The sequence below is a fragment of the Streptomyces sclerotialus genome (assembly GCF_040907265.1).
GTDB classification, from domain to species: Bacteria; Actinomycetota; Actinomycetes; order Streptomycetales; family Streptomycetaceae; genus Streptomyces; species Streptomyces sclerotialus.
Window position 1 is genome coordinate 5567157 of sequence record NZ_JBFOHP010000002.1, and the last position, 18673, is coordinate 5585829.

14 protein-coding genes are annotated in these 18673 nt (G+C 68.0%); 10 read left to right on the forward strand and 4 right to left on the reverse strand.

Annotation, left to right across the window (positions count from 1 at the left end; all coding sequences use genetic code 11):
- The first annotated feature begins 63 nt into the window (after positions 1 to 63).
- From AAC944_RS24765 to AAC944_RS24780, 4 genes are all read left to right on the forward strand, one after another.
- Positions 64 to 2541, forward strand: coding sequence for a hypothetical protein (locus AAC944_RS24765; RefSeq protein WP_368396444.1), 2478 nt, complete (start codon positions 64 to 66; stop codon positions 2539 to 2541).
- Positions 2505 to 3080, forward strand: a complete 576-nt coding sequence (locus AAC944_RS24770; protein ID WP_368396446.1) for a hypothetical protein — start codon at positions 2505 to 2507, stop codon at positions 3078 to 3080. The genes AAC944_RS24765 and AAC944_RS24770 overlap by 37 nt, the downstream gene beginning before the upstream one ends.
- Before the next feature lie 319 nt (positions 3081 to 3399).
- Positions 3400 to 4974, forward strand: coding sequence for a WhiB family transcriptional regulator (locus tag AAC944_RS24775; RefSeq protein WP_368397319.1), 1575 nt, complete (start codon positions 3400 to 3402; stop codon positions 4972 to 4974).
- A 48-nt stretch (positions 4975 to 5022) separates the two neighbouring features.
- Positions 5023 to 5286, forward strand: a complete 264-nt coding sequence (locus AAC944_RS24780; protein WP_030621053.1) for a hypothetical protein — start codon at positions 5023 to 5025, stop codon at positions 5284 to 5286.
- 21 nt (positions 5287 to 5307) lie between these two features.
- Here AAC944_RS24780 and AAC944_RS24785 read toward each other — a convergent pair whose 3' ends face one another.
- Together AAC944_RS24785 and AAC944_RS24790 are read right to left on the reverse strand one after the other, a co-directional pair.
- Positions 5308 to 6765, reverse strand: a complete 1458-nt coding sequence (locus AAC944_RS24785) for a peptidoglycan D,D-transpeptidase FtsI family protein (protein ID WP_030621055.1) — start codon at positions 6763 to 6765, stop codon at positions 5308 to 5310.
- Positions 6766 to 6799: 34 nt separating this feature from the next.
- Positions 6800 to 8338, reverse strand: coding sequence for an FtsW/RodA/SpoVE family cell cycle protein (locus AAC944_RS24790; protein ID WP_078888826.1), 1539 nt, complete (start codon positions 8336 to 8338; stop codon positions 6800 to 6802).
- 302 nt (positions 8339 to 8640) lie between these two features.
- Here AAC944_RS24790 and AAC944_RS24795 point away from each other — a divergent pair, with 302 nt between their 5' ends.
- The gene (locus AAC944_RS24795) at positions 8641 to 9927 is read left to right on the forward strand and encodes a cytochrome P450 (RefSeq protein ID WP_030621061.1); all 1287 of its coding nucleotides are present in this window, start codon (positions 8641 to 8643) and stop codon (positions 9925 to 9927) included.
- Positions 9928 to 10096: 169 nt separating this feature from the next.
- Here AAC944_RS24795 and AAC944_RS24800 read toward each other — a convergent pair whose 3' ends face one another.
- Both AAC944_RS24800 and AAC944_RS24805 read right to left on the reverse strand, forming a co-directional pair.
- Positions 10097 to 10327: an acyl carrier protein gene (locus tag AAC944_RS24800; protein ID WP_030621073.1), complete on the reverse strand. Its 231-nt coding sequence runs from the start codon at positions 10325 to 10327 to the stop codon at positions 10097 to 10099.
- A gap of 163 nt (positions 10328 to 10490) precedes the next feature.
- Entirely contained in the window at positions 10491 to 11525 is a 1035-nt protein-coding gene (locus AAC944_RS24805; RefSeq protein WP_037772963.1) for a beta-ketoacyl-ACP synthase III, read from the reverse strand.
- Positions 11526 to 11793: 268 nt separating this feature from the next.
- Between AAC944_RS24805 and AAC944_RS24810 the strand changes: the two genes are divergently transcribed.
- The 5 genes from AAC944_RS24810 (at position 11794) to argS (ending at position 18655) form a co-directional block, all read left to right on the forward strand.
- Positions 11794 to 12540 carry a phytanoyl-CoA dioxygenase family protein gene (locus AAC944_RS24810; protein WP_051872183.1) on the forward strand — a complete coding sequence of 249 codons (747 nt, stop codon included), beginning with the start codon at positions 11794 to 11796 and terminating at the stop codon, positions 12538 to 12540.
- Positions 12541 to 12546: 6 nt separating this feature from the next.
- Positions 12547 to 14559: a carbamoyltransferase family protein gene (locus tag AAC944_RS24815; protein ID WP_196943198.1), complete on the forward strand. Its 2013-nt coding sequence runs from the start codon at positions 12547 to 12549 to the stop codon at positions 14557 to 14559.
- Positions 14556 to 15452 carry an acetaldehyde dehydrogenase (acetylating) gene (locus AAC944_RS24820; RefSeq protein ID WP_030621084.1) on the forward strand — a complete coding sequence of 299 codons (897 nt, stop codon included), beginning with the start codon at positions 14556 to 14558 and terminating at the stop codon, positions 15450 to 15452. Before AAC944_RS24815 ends, AAC944_RS24820 begins: the two co-directional genes overlap by 4 nt.
- Positions 15449 to 16528, forward strand: coding sequence for a 4-hydroxy-2-oxovalerate aldolase (gene dmpG, locus AAC944_RS24825; RefSeq protein WP_051872185.1), 1080 nt, complete (start codon positions 15449 to 15451; stop codon positions 16526 to 16528). Before AAC944_RS24820 ends, dmpG begins: the two co-directional genes overlap by 4 nt.
- 81 nt (positions 16529 to 16609) lie before the next feature.
- A complete protein-coding gene (gene argS, locus AAC944_RS24830) occupies positions 16610 to 18655 on the forward strand; it encodes an arginine--tRNA ligase domain-containing protein (protein ID WP_030621089.1) in 2046 nt (681 codons plus the stop codon).
- Positions 18656 to 18673 lie beyond the last annotated feature (18 nt).

The window sequence follows — 18673 nt, forward strand, 5'->3', positions numbered from 1 at the left end:
CACCGTGCTCCTCTCGCTGCCCGCACCGTCCGTGTACTTGAAGCTTCTTCCGAAGGAACATTCATGGGAATCCGCCGCCGGAGCGGTGCCGATCGCCTTCAGGGGCGCTGGACATGGCAATCCATGTGCAAAAAGCTGACCAGCGCTGGAGTGGCGGCCCGCGCCGCGCTGTTCGTCGTCCTCTCGATCGTGGCGCTTTCGCTCTCCGTGCCGCAGCCGGCTCATGCGCTTCTGGATTCGTGCGACTGGGTGGACCAGAGCACCAACCAGAAGGCCGACTTCCCGGGTGCCAGCGCGGAGAACATCTTCCCGATGGTCAAGCAGTGGGACTCCAAGGGCGGCCAGGTCGCCGGTGCGACACGGCTGCAAGGTGATGCCTCCGGGTACACGATGTACGAGCTGGACGCCATGCGCGGGCTCAACTGGGCGTCGACCCAGGTGAGCAAGGAGCAGGCCAAGCCCGAGGACCAGGAGTCCGCCGAGGACGACGACTGCAGCATCCAGAACGACATGTACAACGGCATTGCCCAGATGATCTTCGATCTGAGCAAGATCGTCAGCCGGGCTGCCATCAGCGTCAAGGAGCTCTCCTCGAACCCCAGCCCCCTGGCACCGCTGTACGAGCAGACGACGGAGGGCAAGGACAGCGTCGTCGACCGCCTGAACGATCGTGTCTTCAAGTTCGCCGTCCCCACCATGATCATGCTCACCGGCCTGTGGGTGTTCGGTAAGTATCGAAAAGGGGACATGCGGGAAGTCTGGTCCGGTGTGGGTTGGGCCGTATTCGTCGTGGTGGCGGTATCAGCCTTCCTGGTCAACGGGAATTACCGCGCGGTCATCGAGAAAGCGGACTCAGGAATCGCCCAGGGTAATGCGGTGCTGACCGAGGCCGTCCTGGGCAGCGCGACCGGCCTCATAGACCCGCCGTGCGACTTGGGGAAGGGTGCCTACAACCGCGGCATGCGGGTTTCCAGCTGTGCGATGTATGACACGCTGGCGTTCCGTCCCTGGGCGATCGGCCAGTTCGGAGACCCCGGGAAGAACCCGATTCCGTACAAGGGGGACACCAAGTGTGACTTCGGCGCGCCGAAGCGCTGCAAGGACATGCGCGTCAAGCAGGTCGTTGTGCAATCGGTCACCAACAAGGACTATTACGGCGACCGGGACGACATCTCCAAGAAGAAGGAGAATCAGTACGGTGAGCTGAGGAATTACATCGCCAACAACAACGGCGGCATGTACGACCAGTGGAGCGGCCGCAAGCCGGCCACCCGGATCACCATCGGCATTTATGCGCTGGTCGCTTCCTTCATCGTCGGTGTCATGGTGATCGTGCTGAGCATACTGACCCTGCTCTGGCACGCGGTCACGCTCATCTTGGTGATTCTGTTGCCGCTGATCGCGTCGATATCCATTCATCCGAGTCAGCAGAAACTGCTGCGCGGATGGTGGGAGACCTTCGTGCACAGCTTCGTACTGCGCGCCGGATTCGGCGTCATCCTCACCATTCTGCTGCTCTTCTACCAGCTAATCCTGCCGCTCAACGTGTCACTGGGCATGCAACTGCTCCTGCTACTGCTGGTCACGGTCGCCGTGGTGATGATGTTGAAGAATCTGCTCTCCGGAAAGTTCAGCCCGCAGGTCGCCGGTGCTCAGGACCCGACCGGCATCAAGGAGGTCGCGACCGGAGGCAGTAACACGGTCATGGCGAAGGGCGAGGCGTTCACCAGGGCCACGCCGGGCGGGGTCGGCCGGGTGGCGGCGAAGCCAGCACGGAAGCTCGGCCTCAAGATGGGCGACAAGATCGGCTCGGTCATACCCATCACTCCCAAGCAGAACGCGAAGTTCGAGGAGCGCGTGGCGGCGCGGGAGAAGGCGGCTGCGCAGCAGCGAGCGGCGCAGGCGGCGGCGCAGGAGGAGCAGCAGGAGAAGGCCAGGGAAGAGATGTGGCGTCACGAGGTGCTGAACAGGATCAGCGCTTCCCAGGCGCCGCAGGGCGATCCGCAGAATCCGCCGGCCCCGGCCCGGCCTCGGGTGTCCAGGGGGAGCAGCGGCAGCAGCAGTCGTCCCCACAGCCACAGCCGCAGCCGCAGGGCCAGCAGACACCGCAGCGGCCGCAGCAGATACAGCAGCCGCAGCAGCGTCAGCCGCAACAGGGGCAGCAGTCTCCGCCTCCGTCGCTTCCGCTGCGTCCGAACGACGGCCGCACCCGCTAGTCGGCCGCCGTTCCGCACTCCGCCGTACCACCCGAGGAGCCGTCCTGTGCCAGGCCCGATCGCACGCCGCTGCCCGCAGGAGTCGGGCGCGACGCCGTGCGTGTCGGCCGGCCCGGGCCGGGGCGGCCTTGGACCAGGGAAGCAGGAGAGGCGGGGGCGCCGGGTGGCGGGTCCGCCCGGGGCACGGAACGGAGGACGACGATTTCGAAGACAGCCGAGAAGGACGGGAAGATTATGGCGGCAGGCGTATTCGGAGGCCGTTCCAGCATCACCGGGATCCTGCGCAGGGTGGTGCGTCAGGACCGAAGCGACCACTTCGCGGTGAAACTGCTGCCGCGCGTCGTCTTCGGGTTGGCGGCCGCGTACACGCTCTTCTACATCGCGTCCTCGAGCGCTTCCGCCTTCGTCGGCGTGTGCGTGGTGAGCGTGCTCGGTCTCATCTGCTGGCTGCTGCGCATCCGCAGGCAGCTGCTGCTCGCGCTCGTCTCCACGCCCGTGACCATCGCTGTCACCGGTTACATGGCCGTGATGGGCGATGCAGCCCGAGGGCTGACCGGCAGCCTGGTCAGTGGTCAGGCCGCCTTCGGCTACTGGGCTTTGGCCGGTATTGCCATGCTCGGTGCGTGGATGGTCAAAGATCACCCCGGCCGACGCGGGGTGACCGTCGTCATCGCCGATGCGGTGCTCATCGTCACGTCATTCGTCGGTGCGCTGGTACCGGAGCTGTCCGTGGCGATCGGCTTCCTGGGAGTGGTGGCCGTGCTGGCGGCACGCGGCAGGGGCATCGCAGCGGTGCGACGTCGGACGGGGGCCCTGGTGCTCAGACTTCGAGGCGCCAGGAATCGTTCTTCTCCGGGCGAATGACTGTGCCGTGAAGATCTTGAGTCGACTCTGTGTGCGCGGTCACGAGTTCATGAAACCGCTTTGTAAGGCGGAAGGTTCATGTCCTAGAGTCCAGCCGAACGTTAGATCGTTTCGGGGGACTCACATCATACGTACGGTAAGCCGTGCGGCGCTGCATGAGCCGTATCAGGCATCTTCAGAATCTTCGTCTTTCACGTCGTCTTCGCTGTCGTCGGCAGCCGACACCGCGTCCGCGCTTCCTTGCCAACGCCGGGCCGGCCTTTTCCAGCATCCATTGCTGGAAAACCCTCCTCTGCGGGCAAAAAGTTCGCAAGTGCAGATGCGCGAATTCAATGCGCTCGCGAGCGCGGCGCGGGAAATGTGCGCTTCCTGTCCGCTCTGGGCCGAGTGTCTGCGGGACGCCGTCGTGCACGCCGATCCGTACGGTTACGCCGCAGCGACCACGGCCGATGACCGTCGCTGGATCCGACGGGAACTGGGCATCGGCGACGCGGAGGGGCGCCTGCCGTCAGGAGACGGTGACCATGGCTCGCTCAACGAGCTGGTGGTGGAGCAGCGTCGACACCCGGGTGCCAGTCAGCGTGAAATGGCAGTTCGGCTCGGATGCAGCCGCAGCACCGTCTCCCGTCGGCTGGCGCGGGTGCGGTCCCGAATGGAGGACGACGCCCTGGGCCGGTGTCATCCCGATGCCGACGTTCCTGAGCTCGAGGCGATTCTCGACGCCTTCGACGCGCTGCAGGACCACCTGGCGAAGGGGCAGGGGATCGCGGTGCGGGTCGGGAGGGGGAGCGGCAGGGCGAAGCGGACCGCGCCCGGGAGCGGAGCCGCCGGCCGGTCGGCACCCGGACGGCCCACTGGCGGGCAGGCCGCAGCCGAGCGGCCGACATCGCCACTGCAATTACATGATGTGAACGGGGGAGCCATGGCGGACGGGGACGAGCAGCGGATCCTGTTCTCCTACGCCGATCCGGCGGCAGCCGTGCGCAAGGCCATGCTGTGGCCCTTGGTACGCGCCGCGGCACCCGCACTGGCCGGGGCGGAGCAGTTGGTCGCCATGCTCATCGCCGTGCCGGGCAGCGGTGTGACACCCGAGACGCTGGCAGGTATCCGGCAGGCACGCCCGGCCGTCGAGTCGTTGCTGTCCGACGCGGACGAATCCGCTCCCCGCGCGGAGGACGTGCTGCAAGGGTCGGTTTCGGTGGAGCTTGCCATGCAGAATCCGGTGGCGGCGCTGCAGAAGGCCTTCCTGGAACCGCTGCTGCATAGCGTTGTGGACTCGCTCACGAACATCGAGACGGTCGGACTGATGCTCGCGGCGGTACCCGGGGCCAAGGCCGTCCCGGTGGATTTCGAGGCGATCCGCAGTGCCCGGCGGGCTCTGAAGGCTCAGCTCGCCGAGAACGGTACTGAGGGCGTGGGTACGGCCGAGAACGCGGCCCGGCCGGCGGCGCACGACGACGCAGTGTCGCCCACCGTCCCGGAGAATCGTTCCGGTCGGCCGGTGCTGGGCAGGGTGCCGAGGCAGCAACGGTCGACGAGCGGTCCGATGATCGGCCACGGGGTACCCGCCGGTCCGGACTCTCCTGCTGTTCCACGACGTCCTCGGTCCGTTCCCACGAGCAGACCGATCAGCATTCGTGCCGCTGTCGAGCAAGCCGTGTCGACCATCGCGGAACCGTTCACCGGCAAGGACGTGGCCGATGAGGTTGCCGCCCGGCGCGCTTCGGGCTCGCCGGCGACGGCCCGTGATTCGGGGAAGGCAGTAAGCAATGTACTCTCCGCCATGGTCAAGTCGGGGCGGCTGCGGCGGCTTTCCCGGGGTACGTACGTGCGGGCTCAGGGTGCTGCCGAAGGTTCCGGGGCCGCCGGGGTTCCGGACACCCCTGAGACCTGATCCGCGAGGTGGCCCGCGATCCGGCCGGCCTGGAAGGACGACTGCACCATGAGCGAGATGGCCCAGCCCTCGGTCCCCGCCTACTCGGGTGACGCACAAGTACGTGTGTTCTCGCCCAACGCCGGGCTGATCGACGGGGTGCCGATCACCGCGCCGCCGTACGGCGACATCCAGGAGGTCGTCATCTCGATACTCCAGCAGCGCGCGCAGCAGCTGGGCGGGCCGACGCCGGCGCTGATCGTGGACGACCGGTTCGGCAGCCAGATCCGGCTCCTCGTCCACCCCGACGGGGCCACGGAGCCGCTGGAGTGAGGCAGCGGGCCGCCCCGGCCGTCACCGGTCGAGGGCGGCCCGCATCACCTCGCGTGCGATCGGTGCCGCGTTGCCGCCGCCGCTGATGTCGGCGCGGTCCGCCGACGCGTCCTCGACGACGACGGCCACCGCGACGGCGGGCTCCTCGGCGCCGTCGGCCTGCGCCCAGGAGAGGAACCAGGCGTACGGAGTGCCGGAGTTGCCGACGCCGTGCTGGGCGGTGCCGGTCTTGCCGCCGACCGTCGCGCCGGGGATCGCCGCCTTCGTGCCGGTGCCCTTGGTGACCACGTCGGTCATCAGCTCGCGCAGCTGCCGTGCGGTGTCCTCGCTCATCGCGCGGTGCAGGCGGCGCGGGCGGGTGTGCGCGAGGGTGTTGCCGCGCGCGTCGGTCAGCCGGTTCACCAGGTAAGGGCGCCGCAGGTCACCGTCGTTGGCGACCGCGGCGGCCACCATCGCCATCTGCAGCGGGGTGGCGGCCGTGTCGTACTGGCCGATCGAGGAGAGCGCGAGCTGCGCGTCGTTCATGTCGGTGTCGAAGGTGCTCCCGGCCACCCGGGACGGGATCATCAGCCCGTCGTCGTTGAAGCCGAACTTCTCGGCCGTGTCCGCCATTGCGTCCAGGCCGACGTCCACGCCGAGGTGCGCGAAGACGGTGTTGCAGGAGACCTCGAAGGCGTGCCGGAGGGTGGCGTCCTCGCAGCCGTCCGCCTCGTTGGTGAGCCGGGTGGACGTGCCGGGCAGGGGGTACGGGCTCGGCGTGTCCGTGGCCGCGTCCGGGTCGTCCACCACGCCGTGTTCGAGCGCGGCCGCCGCGGTGACGACCTTGAACGTCGAGCCCGGCGGATAGGTCTGCCGCAGCGCCCGGTTCAGCATCGGGCGGTCGGCGGCCGCGTTCAGCCGCGCCCAGGCGTCGGTGGTGGCGGAGCCGCTGCCGGACAGCTCGCCCGGGTCGTACGAGGGCGTGCTGACCAGGGCGAGGATCTTTCCGGTCGACGGTTCCACGGCGGCCACGGCGCCCTTCTTCCCGCCCAGGCCCTCGTACGCGGCCCGCTGCAGCGCCGGGTCGATGGTGGTCACCACATCGCCGCCGGGCTGCTGTTCGCGGGTGAGCGCGGTCCACAGCGGGAACGGCGCGAGCCGGGCGTCGGTGCCGGAGAGGATGCCGTCCTCGGCGTTCTCCAGGAGGGAGGTGCCGTAGATCTGCGAGGCGTAGCCGGTGACCGGCGCGTACAGCGGGCCCTGGGTGTACGTACGGGCGTACCGCAGCGAGCCGCCGCTCTCCCGGGAGCCGGTCACGGACCGGCCGCCGACGACGATGCCGCCCCGCGGCTGGTCGTACCGCAGGAGGTCGGCCCGGCGGTTGGCGGGGTTGTGCGCGTACTCGTCGGCGTCGAGGAGCTGTACGCGCGCGCCGTTCAGGAGCAGCAGGACCAGGAGGAGGAGACAGAACGCCGAGGTGCGGCGGATGTGGCGGATCACCGTGTGCGGCCTCCGTTCCGGTGGCTGGGGAGGTTCACCGGGCGCCTCCGTTCCGGCGGGCGCGCCGCCTGCCGCGCCTTCGGCCGGGCCGGTTGCGGGGCCCGTCGCCGGGCCGTCCGTCACGCGCTCCGGCGTCCTCGCCGGGGGCACGGCCGTGGCCGGGCGGACCGTCGTCCCCGTCGGCCCCCGCCTCCGGTACCACCACCCGTGCGATCACTCCCGTGTCCGCGCGGGCCGGGCGGGGGCGCCGGGCGCGGTCGCTGATGCGGACCAGCAGTGCGATCATGATCCAGTTGGTGACGACGGAGGAGCCGCCCTGGGCCAGGAACGGCATCGCCATACCGGTCAGCGGGATCAGCCCCATCACCCCGCCGGCGATCACGAACACCTGGATGGCCAGGAGCGAGGAGAGGCCGACCGCGAGCAGCCGGCCGAACGGCTCGCGGAGCGCCAGGCCCGCGCGGTAGCCGCGGGCGACCAGCAGCGTGTAGAGGAGGAAGAGCGCGGTGAGGCCGGTGTGGCCGAGCTCCTCACCCGCCGTGGCCAGGATGAAGTCCGACTTCATGGCGAAGCCGATGAGCGCGGAGTGGCCCTGGCCGAGCCCGGTGCCGAGCATGCCGCCCGCGCCGAAGGCGAACAGCGACAGGGCGAGCTGGCTCGCGCCCTCGCCCCGCTCGATGCTCGCGAACGGGTGCAGCCAGTCCGCGACCCGGCTGTGCACGTGCGGTTCGAGGCTGCCGACGACCGCCGCGCCGACCGCGGCGAGCAGCAGCCCGACGGCGATCCAGCCGGTGCGCCCGGTGGCCGCGTACAGCAGGACGACGAAGACGCCGAAGAAGAGCAGTGAGGTGCCCAGGTCCCGTTCCAGGACCAGGACGGCCACGCTGACCAGCCAGATCGCGACGATGGGGCCGAGCACCCGGCCGGTGGGGAACTGGAGCCGCCACAGCCGGCGGCCGGTGTACGCGAGCCCGTGCCGGTTCGCGGCGAGGTAGGCCGCGAAGAAGACGCTGATCAGGATCTTCGCGAACTCGCCGGGCTGGATGGAGAACCCGGCGAACCGGATCCAGATCTTCGCGCCGTTGACCGCGGGGAAGAGGATCGGCACGACCATCAGGACGAGCGCGGCGGCGGCGCTGAGGTAGGCGTACCGCTGCAGCACCCGGTGGTCCCGCAGCAGCGCCACCACGCCGATGAAGAGCGCCACGCCGAGCGCGGACCAGATCAGCTGGGTGGGGGCCGCCTCGTCCTTCGGGGTCTCCTGGTCGAGCCGGAAGATCAGGACCAGGCCGAGGCCGTTGAGCAGGACCGCGATCGGCAGCAGCAGCGGGTCGGCGTACGGCGCGCGGAACCGTACGGCGAGATGGCCGAGAAGCGCCAGGACGGCCAGGCCCGCGCCGTAGCTCGCGGCGCCGGCCGGGACGGTGCCGTGCCGGGCGAGGCCGACCTCGACGTAACCGTAGACGCTGATCAGAACGGCGGCGGCGAGCAGCAGCAGTTCGGTCCCGCGGCGCCTGGGCAGCCGGATACCTGGGGGAGGGGCGTCCGCCGTCGCGGCCGTGGTCGCGGTCATGTCAGGCAAAGTAGCAAGAGGCCGGGCGTATGCCGCCGAGGGTGATCATGATCAGGCCCTTGTGCCGCGGATGTGCCGATACGTGGCGGACGCGCCGCCGGCGGGGCTGCGGCGGGGGGCTGCTGTCGATGTGCTGCTGCCGATGTGCCGCGGGATTCCATCGGTGCGCGGGACGCCGGGGGCAAGCGGGGGGAAACGGTGGCCGATGGGGGCGCACCTCACGTAACAGACGTTCATCTTGTTATCACTTCGCCACCAGGTCGCTTGGTCAGCACGGGTATCGGCCAGGCAGTATTGCGGGCATGACCAAAATCCGCTCGGGCGTCACCGCTTGGCTGGCCCGCAGATATCTCGCGCGGACTCAGAAAAAGGGCTTCGATCTGTCTCGTATGCCCTTCTTGCCCGAGTCCACTCTCATGCCGCTGCGTCGCCACGGCCTTGACCCGGTGGCCGACTTGTCGGAATTGCGGCAGAAGTCGCCGGTGAGTGTGCTTCCCGTGCCGCTCGCCTCCAACGTGTGGCTGGTCACCGGCTACGACGAGGTGAAGGAGGTGCTGGGCAAGGCGAAGGCCTTCAGCAGCGATTACACCAACCTCGTCGGCAACGCCGGCGCCGACGCCGGGAAGAACCCCGGCGGCCTGGGCTTCGCCGACCCGCCGGACCACACCCGGCTGCGCCGGCTGCTGACCCCCGAATTCACCATGCGCCGGCTCGGCCGGCTCACTCCGCGCATCCACGAGATCGTCGAGGACCGGCTGACGGAGATGGAGCGCCTGGGGCGCTCGGGGGAGCCCGTCGACATCGTCCACACCTTCGCCCTGCCCATTCCGTCCCTCGTCATCTGCGAACTGCTGGGAGTTCCCTACGAGGACCGCGCGGACTTCGAGCGGCTGAGCGCGGCCCGCTTCGACCTTTTCGGCGGCGCGAGTGCCTCGTTCGGTGCCATATCGGAATCGCTCGCCTATTTCCAGGAGATCGTCAAGAAGGAGCGCAAGGATCCCGGTGACGGCCTGCTCGGCCAGATCGTCCGGGACCACGGCGACACCGTCACCGACGACGAGCTGGCCGGACTGGCCGACGGCGTACTCACCGGCGGCTTCGAGACCACCGCGAGCATGCTGGCGCTCGGCGCCCTCGTCCTGCTGCGCGACCCGGACCACTTCGCCGCGCTGAAGGACGGCGACGACGCCGCCGACCGCTACGTCGAGGAATTGCTGCGCTATCTCACCGTCGTGCAGGTCGCCTTTCCCCGGTTCGCCCGGGAGGAGGTGGAGATCGGCGGGGTCCGCATCGCCGAGGGCGACGTCGTACTGTGCTCGCTCAGCGGCGCCGACCGGGACGGAAAGCTCGGCCCGGACATGGAACAGTTCGATCCGAACCGCAAGGTCCCCTCACATCTCGCATTCGGTTACGGAATCCACCGCTGCGTCGGCGCCGAGCTGGCCCGAATGGAACTCCGCGCCGCTTATCCGGCACTGGTCCGCAGATTCCCGAACATGCGCCTCGCCGTTCCGGAACAGGAACTGGCGTTCCGCAAGCTGTCCATCGTCTACGGGGTCGAGTCACTGCCGGTACGGCTGCACGGCTGACTCCCCGCCCCCTCAGCAAGCCCCTGAGACCGGGTGGCTCGACCGGCCGAACCACCCGGCCTCAGGGGTACCTGGGGAAGCGCCCTGGGGTCGGCCGATCCATCGAAGCAACGTGACGATGCCGGGGTCTGTCCACTTTCGCCCCGGCAGGGACTGCCGGGGCCGGGTGTCAGGCCTTCGCGCTTCGCTCGTCCATGAGGCGGGCGATGTCCGAGAGCGTGGCACTCTCGAGCAGCTCGTCGTCACTTATCTCAATGCCGAGTCGCTTGCTGAGCAGCATGGACAGCTCCACCATGGCCAGCGAATCCAGCCCGGCCTCCTCGCGGCCGGCTTCCGGCCGCACGTCGCCCTCCGTCAGCTGCAATTCTTCGATCAGGATGGTTTTGAGGGCCTCGTACACGGCTTCTCCTCGTAGGTAGGGACATGGGCATGCCATTAGTGGCGTGGCGCCCCGGCAGGGGGCCGACTCGGGTGCTCGTGTCTGGAAGGTTTGGACGGCCGGCGTCGCAGTAGGGGTGCCTGACGTCGCGCCTCCCCTCAGGGCCGGTGGACCCCGGCATGCATCAGTGGTCGAAAAGCTCCAGCCCGGGCCAGAGGACCGTTGCGGCGCCCCACGTCAAACCGCCCCCGAAGGCTGTGAGCAGAACCCGGTGCCCCGGCGCCAGGGAGCCGTCGGCCGCCGCCTGCGCCAACAGGATGGGTACTGACGCGCCCGCGGTGTTGCCCACCTGCTCGATGTTCTGTGCCCGACGGTCTGCGGGAAGGCCGAGCTCGGAGGCGACAGCCGCAGTGATCCGGGCATTGGCCTGGTGCGCGACCAGCCGGTCGACCTCGTCCATCCGCCACCCGGCGGCTTCCGTAGCGGTGATCGCTGCCGCGCTCATCCGCTCCACCGCGTGGCGGAACACCTTACGGCCCTGCATTTGGAAGTACGTCTGTTCCTCCGCGGCCGGCCGGCCCGCCGACCGTTGCCGGGAGCCGCCTGCTTCCACAGCGATCAAATCACTGTGCTCACCGTCGCTGCCCAGGACGACGCGCCCGATCGCGCCCGGTTCGGAGGCGGATCCGCGGCGCAGCACCATTGCACCGGCACCGTCACCGAAGATCGGAACGGTGGCACGGTCCTCCGGGTCGAGCAAAGTGGTGAACGTCTCAGCAGCGATGAGCAGTACCCGGTCCGCGAGGCCCGTCGCGATGAAACCGGCGGCCGTCGCCAGCCCGTACAGGAAACCGGTGCACACCGCGGAAACGTCGAAGGCGGCGATTCCGGTCAACCCCAGCCGTGATGCCACCTCCGGGGCCGTTGCGGGGCAAGGCCGGTCCGGCGTGGTCGTGGCGAGCACGAGGGCCTGCACGTCACTGCTTCCCGCGGATTTCAGCGCCCGGGCCCCCGCCTCCACCGCCAAGTCGGATGTGGCCGTACCGGGACCGGCGACATGGCGGGAAGCGATGCCGGTCCTGCTGCGGATCCACTCCTCCGAGGTGTCCAGTCGGGAGCTGAGGTCTGCGTTGGTCACCACCTGTGGCGGCAACCAGTGCCCGATGCCGCACATGACCGCGGCGGTGTCCCGCGGGTCGGTCAGCGGTATACCGCCCATCAGTGCCAACTCACCGCAGGACGGCAGGCGCTCCAGGAAATCAGTCGCAAAGTGCTTCACCCCGTTGGTCGTCAGTGATCACGAGCGGCCAGTGTAAGGGGGGAGTCTCGCGAGGTCACCAGCCCCGCGAAGGCCGCGGAAGGCCCGTACCGCCGGTGGCGCACGTACCGATCCGGTGTGTAATGACGCCGAATCAAGTAACGGGATCAAGCAGGCTCTTGGGCGTCACCCTGTTGATCTTGGTACGGGTGGTCAGTACCCTCGCCCCATGACGCTCAAGGCCCTTAGTACCAGTCAGTTCGAAAACTTCGAACGTGATGGGTACTGCATAGTCCCGTCCTTCTTGAGTCCGGACGATCTGACCCATGTCAGGAACTACTACGAGCGCGCTGCCGAGGCGCAGTCGTCATCCCGTCCGGCCCAGGACGCCACGGCGTGGGACCGGGACGGCAGCAGCGCCAATGTCCTCCGCAAGGCTCCGGCGCCCTTGGACAATGACCCCGAATGCCGTCGAATCTTCACTTCTCCCCGGGTTCTTGATCACGTGGAGGACCTGATCGGCCCCAACATCTACCTGCATTCCTCGAAGCTACTCTTTAAGCCGGCGCGAACCGGTCGTCGCAAGCCCATGCATCAGGACCTGGCGTACTGGGATGACATGACGGCGCGTCAGGTCACGTTGTGGTGTGCGATCGACCGCGTGACGGCCGAGAGCGGCGGGATGGAGCTCATCCCGGGCTCGCACAACCGTCAGTTGCAGCAGCACGAGGAGCTGGACGACTGGCAGTTGCGGGAGGACGCGCTGGACCTCAGCCAGGTGCACGTGCCCGAAATGGAGCCCGGCGACGCGCTCTTCCTGGATGTCCTGACGATTCACGCCAGCGGGCAGAATCGTTCCGACCACGATCGCCTTGCCGCCGTTGTCAACTACTACTCGCGTCCGAAGAGTGCGGCGCAGAAGTCGCGCTATGGGTCGACCGAACCCCTTCGCGAGCCGCACCACAACATTGCTTAGGTGGTCATGTCCTCCATAGTGCCTCAGGCCGGCGAAGACGGCCCTGTCGTCCTCGGGATATCGTGCAGTCACGATGCCTCGGCCTGTTTGCTGCGCGGCGGCGAGGTCGTCGCCGCCATCCAGCTCGAGCGGCTGACCAGGGTCAAGCACGACGGTCGTCCTTACCTCAATACGCGGGTGGCTGCCGACTACTGTCTGAACGCCGCTGGAATGACCGGCGATGACGTGGACGTGTTCGCGTTCAACACGCAGAACCTCGTACCCAGTCAGGTGGGGCTCAACTTCCCGTTCGCCGACGAGAGTTTCGATCTCTTCGACCCGGTGGGTGAACGGTCGGTGTTCGTCTCCCATCACCTGGCTCATGCCTTTGCCACATACTTCTCCGCCCCCTTCGACCGCGCGGCAGTCTGGGTCGTGGACGGATCCGGCGGGAGCGTGATCGGGGCCGACGACCTTCTCCTGCGCGGTCCCGAACTGGCCGAATACGTGAACACGCCGCTGCCCACTCCTCGGCCGCCGTACCACGTCGAGTCTGCCTACGTCTTCGACCGCTCCGGGTATCGCCTGGTGGACCGGACCGTGGCCGCTTCATTCCACCCGATGTGCGGTTCCTCCTCTCTGGGCGAGACGTACGCGTCGGTCTCCCAGTACGTGTTCGGGGACTGGCAGGAAGGCGGAAAGCTGATGGGCCTCGCACCCTATGGCGAGGCTTCGAGGTTCGGGGAGAGCCTGCTCGTACAGGACGAAACCGGTAGGTACCGGTTCAGCAGTGAATGGAAGCAGGGCTTGCGCCGTGCGAACAAGCGCGGCCGACCCATGGAGTACCGAGACCTGGCCGCACGAGTGCAGGCCGATCTCGAGGTGGCGCTGGTCGACCGGGCCTCTCGTGTCCTGGAACGCACCGGTGAGAGCAACCTCGCCTACGCCGGTGGTGTGGCGCTCAACAGCGTCGCGAATCAGCGCATCGTGTGCGAGTCCGGCGCGCAGCGGTTCTACGCCATGCCCGCCAGCCACGACGCGGGCATCTCGATCGGTGTGGCGGCAGCCGCGCATTACCTTCTGACCGGAGACGCCAAGGGCGCCCCGATCACCCATGATTTCCTCGGGAAGCCCTATGCTCCCGAAGAGGTCGATGTGGCTCTGAAGGAGCGGAATGGTTACCTCCGCACCGAGGAATTCGCCCTGGAGCAGATCGTCGACCGACTCGAGAGCGGCCAGGTGGTCGGCTGGTTCGAGGGCGGCGCGGAGTTCGGCCCGCGGGCACTCGGCCATCGCTCGATCATGGCGGCCCCCTTTGACCGTGCCATGTGGGAACACCTCAATCGCTCGATCAAGTACCGCGAGGAATTCCGGCCCTACGCACCGATCGTTCCGATCGAGGACGCCGAGAAGTTCTTCGAGATGGGTCCGGACCCCGAGAGTCCGTACATGCTGCGGGTGGTACGGGTACGGCCGGAGTGGCGCGATCGGCTGGGCGCCGTCACGCACGTCGACGGAACGGCCCGCGTGCAGACCGTCGATCGTGTTCGCACTCCGCGGTGGCATGCCCTCCTCACCGCTTTCGGTGCCCGTACCGGTGTCCCGGTCCTGGTCAACACCAGCATGAACGTCCGAGGTGAGCCGGTCGTCGAGACACCGGGGCAGGCGATCGACGTGCTGCTGGCCACGCAAATGGACGCGCTCGTGCTCGAGGACCGCGTCGTGTTCCCGACCGAATGGGCGTCCGATGATCTGGAGGCATACGCGCTGAGCCGTGCACCGGGCGTGGAACTTTCGGCGAGTGCGGGCGAGAGCGGTCCGGAATGCCGGCTGACCAGCCGGGCCCGCAGCAGCCTGGTCAAGGAACTTCCGCTGTCCGTCTTCCTGCTGCTGTCGGAGGCCGACGGGGAGACGTCGCTCGGCGACCTGCTGAAGCGGCACTGCGTCGAGTCGGTAGAGCGTGCCGAAGCCGTGCGTATCGTCCGTGAGCTGCTCACGGACCGGCTGCTGCTAACCAAGGAAGGGGGCAGCCGCTCATGACCGGGCGCACGGACCTGAACGTCGCCGTCCTGGGCGCAGGTATGATCGGGATCGACCTGGCCAGCAGGATCGGTCGATCGGCGTCCTTGAAGTGCGGACTGGTGGTGGGGCGGGACGACCAGTCCCTGGGCCTGCGGCGTGCAGCCGAACTCGGCTGGGCGACCACGGCCGGCGGGATCGACGCGCTGGTCGACGCCCCGCGCCCGTTCGATATCGTGTTCGACGCCACCAATGCGTTGTCACACGCTGAGCACTGGGCCCGACTCGAGCCGCTGGGAACGACGCTGATCGATCTCACCCCCAGCAGGGTCGGACACATGGTCGCCCCTACGGTGAACGTGGCGGACGCGCTCCAATGTGGGAATGTCAACCTGATCAGTTGCGGCGGTCAGGCATCCATCCCCATCCTGCACGCGCTCACCCGCCAGTACGAGCCCGACTACATCGAGGTGGTCACCACCGCTGCCAGCCCCAGCGTGGGCCGTGCCACTCGTCTCAATCTGGACGAGTACATCGCGACCACCCAGGAGGCCGTCCGCACCTTCACCGGTGTGTGTGACGTCAAGGCGATCGTCAACCTCAGCCCGGCCCGCCCCCCGGCGGTGTTCCGGGTGGCAATGTCCTTGCTGGTGCCCGGGGCCACGCTCGAGCCTGTGCGTGCTCTCGTGGACGCAGCGGCCGAGGAGGTCCGCGCGTACACGCCCGGGTACCGGGTCACGGCGTGCGCCGTGACCGACGAGCGGGTGTTCGTCGCAGTAGAGGTGACGGCTTCGGGTGATCGGATCCCGCGGTACGCCGGCAACCTCGACATCATCAACTCGGCCGCCGTCCTGATCGCCGAGCAGTACGCCGCCGGCCGGGAGCCGGTGAGCGCCGCAAAGGAGCTGACGTGAACCAGGACACGGTCGAGACCGCGACGGATCCGGCGCGGGTGCTGATTCACGACCCCACCCTGCGTGACGGCCATCACGCGGTACGTCACCAGCTCGACCGCAAGCAGCTGAGCGGATATGCGGCGGCGGCCGATGCCGCGGGGATTCCCGTGGTCGAGGTCGGGCACGGAAACGGGCTGGGCGCGTCGTCCCTCCAGGTCGGCCGGGCCAGGCTAAGCGACGACGAGATGTTGTCGGTCGTGCGCGAGGCGTTGCCGAACAGCCGGATGGGCGTCTTCATGCTGCCGGGCTGGGGCACCGGCGCCGACCTGGAGAAGGCCGTGGCGCATGGCGCCGACGTGGTGCGTATCGGCACCCACTGCACCGAGAGCGATGTCGCGGAGCGCCACTTGGGCAACCTGAGGGATGCCGGTGCGGAGGCGCACGGTGTGCTGCTGATGAGCCACATGGCGACTCCTCAGCGGCTTGCCGAGGCCTGTGCCGCCATGGTCGAGTACGGCGCGCAGGCCGTGGGCATCTTCGACTCGTCCGGTCACTACCTGCCTCCGGACGTCACGGAGCGGATCACCGCCATCACCGAGGCCGTCGATGTCCCCGTGATCTTTCATGCCCACAACAACCTGGGGATGGCCGTGGCCAACTCGGTCGCCGCGGCGGAGGCAGGGGCTAGGATCATCGACGGCTGCGCCCGGGGCTTCGGTGCCGGGGCGGGCAACACCCAGCTCGAGGTCCTGGTGCCGGTACTAGAGCGGACCGGGTTCGCGACGGGTGTCGATCTGTACGGCCTGCTGGATGCCGCCGACCTGGCGGAGCGGGACCTGATGTCGACACCTCCTACGACGGACTCCGTGAGCATCGTGAGTGGTATGGCTGGGGTATTCTCGGGCTTCAAGGCTCGGGTGCTGGACATCTCCCGCCGCGAGGGGGTCGATCCCCGCGACGTCTTCTTCGAACTGGGCAGGCGGCAGGTGGTCGCCGGGCAGGAGGACCTCATCGTCGACATCGTCATGGACCTGCGGAACAACACCGGGGTCCGCAAGGACGACGAAGATCGGCGGGACGCGGCCAGGCACTGACCGGGCCGTGTCGTGAGGCGCGGGGGAAGGCCGGGGCAGTCCACCCGACAACGACTATTGCGTGCTGCGAGAATCGATTCTATGAACGAGTTGGCCAAGCTGAATGACGTCCGCCGCCAGGAGGTGATCGCCCTCCGCGACGCCGTCAAGGAACGACGACGGAGCTCGGTTCCCCCGGCCGCCGCGGAATATCCGCTGGCCAGCCTCAAAGCGCGCATCACCCAGGTACTGCTCGAGCGGTCCGGGCGCGCCGAGATCCCGTGGGAGGTCGACATCCTCGACCGTACGCGGTTCGGCGCCGACCTGGCGGTGCGGGTGACCGGTCTCCTCAAGGAGAGCGGTGCCAAGGAGTACATCGCCTCGCATGTGCCGTGGATCGTCGAGGCCCTGCGCTCCCCCTTGCTGAGCGATGCGGTGAGCGAGGTCAGTCAAAAGGGTATTTACGTCAACGTCCGGTTGACCGATGGCTGGTACCTACGCGCTGTTCAGTCGATCATCGACCTGGGCGATCGGTTCGGGCACAACGACCGCCGGTCCGACCGCACACAGATCGTGGACTATTCCTCGCCCAACGTGGCTAAGGTGCTGCACGCTGGCCATCTCCGATCCACCATGATCGGCCACGTACTGGGCAATCTCTACGAGGCCTGCGGTGCACTGGTCTACCGGGTCAACCACATCAACGACTTCGGCGGCTTCGGCTTCATGCTGGAGGGGTACCGCCGGTTCGAGTCCCTCTTCCCCACGGGGATGGAGAACAATGACCGGTTGCTGGCGATCTACTCCATCCGGCGCACCCTGGAGCGGACCGTGGCCTCCGGCGCAGACCTGGACACGGTCGCGGAGGCGGACCGCGAGGTCATCGCCACCTACTTCCCGGGAGTGACCGGAGCGGAGGCCCTGCGCAAGACCTACGAGGATTTCATCGCCGCGTCCGACGCACGCTTCGAGCGGCTGGAGGCAGGCGACCCGGACGAGGTCGCGCTCTGGCTGCGCATGGTCGAGTGGAGCCTGGCGGACTTCCAGTCGTTCTACGCGGCGCTGAACATCCACATCGACTTCACCATCGGGGAGAGCTTCTACCTCGACGCCGGTAACGAGGTGGTGGACGAGGCGATCCGCAGCGGCCGGGCCTATGTGCTCACCGAAGAGATGGTGAACGAAGAGGTCGCGAAGCTCGACCGCGCGGTCAACGCCGGGGAGATGACCCCCGAGGTGCGCGCCAAGTCCGCCGCTCTTTTGGAGAAGGACCTCGGCGCGGTCGTGGTGCCGTTGCCGGGAGGCGAGCGTCTGGTGGTCCGGCGCTCCGACGGCCGCAGCATCTACGCCACCCGTGACGTGGGCGCAATCAAGCTGCGGCGCGACATCTTCGACCCGACCGACATCAACTATGTGGTGGGCCAGGAACAGCGGGTCCACTTCTCCCGGCTGTTCCAGGCCGCCGAGGTTCTCGGTCTGGCCAAGCCCGGGGAGTTGAACCTCAAGCACACCTACTTCGGCTTCTACGTCGATGCCGAGACCGGTAAGAAGCTCTCCAGCCGTGACAGCGTCGCCGGCGTCAACGAACTGCTCAGCGAGTCCGTCAAGCACTACCGCGCCAAGACGGCCGGGAGCGGCGGGATGACGGACGAGGAAGTCGACCAGGCCGCCCACCAGCTCGCAGTCGGCTCGGTGGTCTTCAACGACCTCAAGAGCGACATGAAGGGCACGGTCAACATCGTCAAGGGTGACCTGGCCCCGACCATCGCCGCGTTCGAGAAGTCGGGTGGCGCCTATGTCGTCTACTCCGCCTGCCGGGCCCGGTCGATCCTGCGCAAGTACAACCGGCCGCTGCCGCAGGCCGCTGACATCGCCTCCTTCGACGTCAGCGACCAGGAAGCACTGCTGCTCCTCAGGCTCCTGGAGTTCCCCGAGAAGGTGGCCAGGGCGGCTGATGAGGACAACCCCTCCATCCTGGTCCGGCACCTGCTCGACATCGCCGGGATCTACAACTCCTACTACGCCAGCGCCCCTGTGCTGGAAGGCGACCGGGCGAACGAGTTCCGGCTGCTAATCACCAAGTCCGTGCAGTCGGTGCTGGTCAACGGGCTGAGCCTGTGCCATGTCGAGTGCCCGCCCAAGATCTGATACGAGAGAGAGGCTCTT

Bases quoted from the DNA above. Each gene is read 5' to 3' on its own strand.
- AAC944_RS24765 (WP_368396444.1), top strand. From the start codon at position 64: ATGGGAATCCGCCGCCGGAGCGGTGCCGATCGCCTTCAGGGGCGCTGG.
- AAC944_RS24775 (WP_368397319.1), top strand. From the start codon at position 3,400: ATGCGCGAATTCAATGCGCTCGCGAGCGCGGCGCGGGAAATGTGCGCT.
- AAC944_RS24780 (WP_030621053.1), top strand. From the start codon at position 5,023: ATGAGCGAGATGGCCCAGCCCTCGGTCCCCGCCTACTCGGGTGACGCA.
- AAC944_RS24790 (WP_078888826.1), bottom strand. From the start codon at position 8,338: ATGACCGCGACCACGGCCGCGACGGCGGACGCCCCTCCCCCAGGTATC.
- AAC944_RS24795 (WP_030621061.1), top strand. From the start codon at position 8,641: ATGACCAAAATCCGCTCGGGCGTCACCGCTTGGCTGGCCCGCAGATAT.
- AAC944_RS24805 (WP_037772963.1), bottom strand. From the start codon at position 11,525: ATGGGCGGTATACCGCTGACCGACCCGCGGGACACCGCCGCGGTCATG.
- AAC944_RS24810 (WP_051872183.1), top strand. From the start codon at position 11,794: ATGACGCTCAAGGCCCTTAGTACCAGTCAGTTCGAAAACTTCGAACGT.
- AAC944_RS24815 (WP_196943198.1), top strand. From the start codon at position 12,547: ATGTCCTCCATAGTGCCTCAGGCCGGCGAAGACGGCCCTGTCGTCCTC.
- AAC944_RS24820 (WP_030621084.1), top strand. From the start codon at position 14,556: ATGACCGGGCGCACGGACCTGAACGTCGCCGTCCTGGGCGCAGGTATG.
- argS (WP_030621089.1), top strand. From the start codon at position 16,610: ATGAACGAGTTGGCCAAGCTGAATGACGTCCGCCGCCAGGAGGTGATC.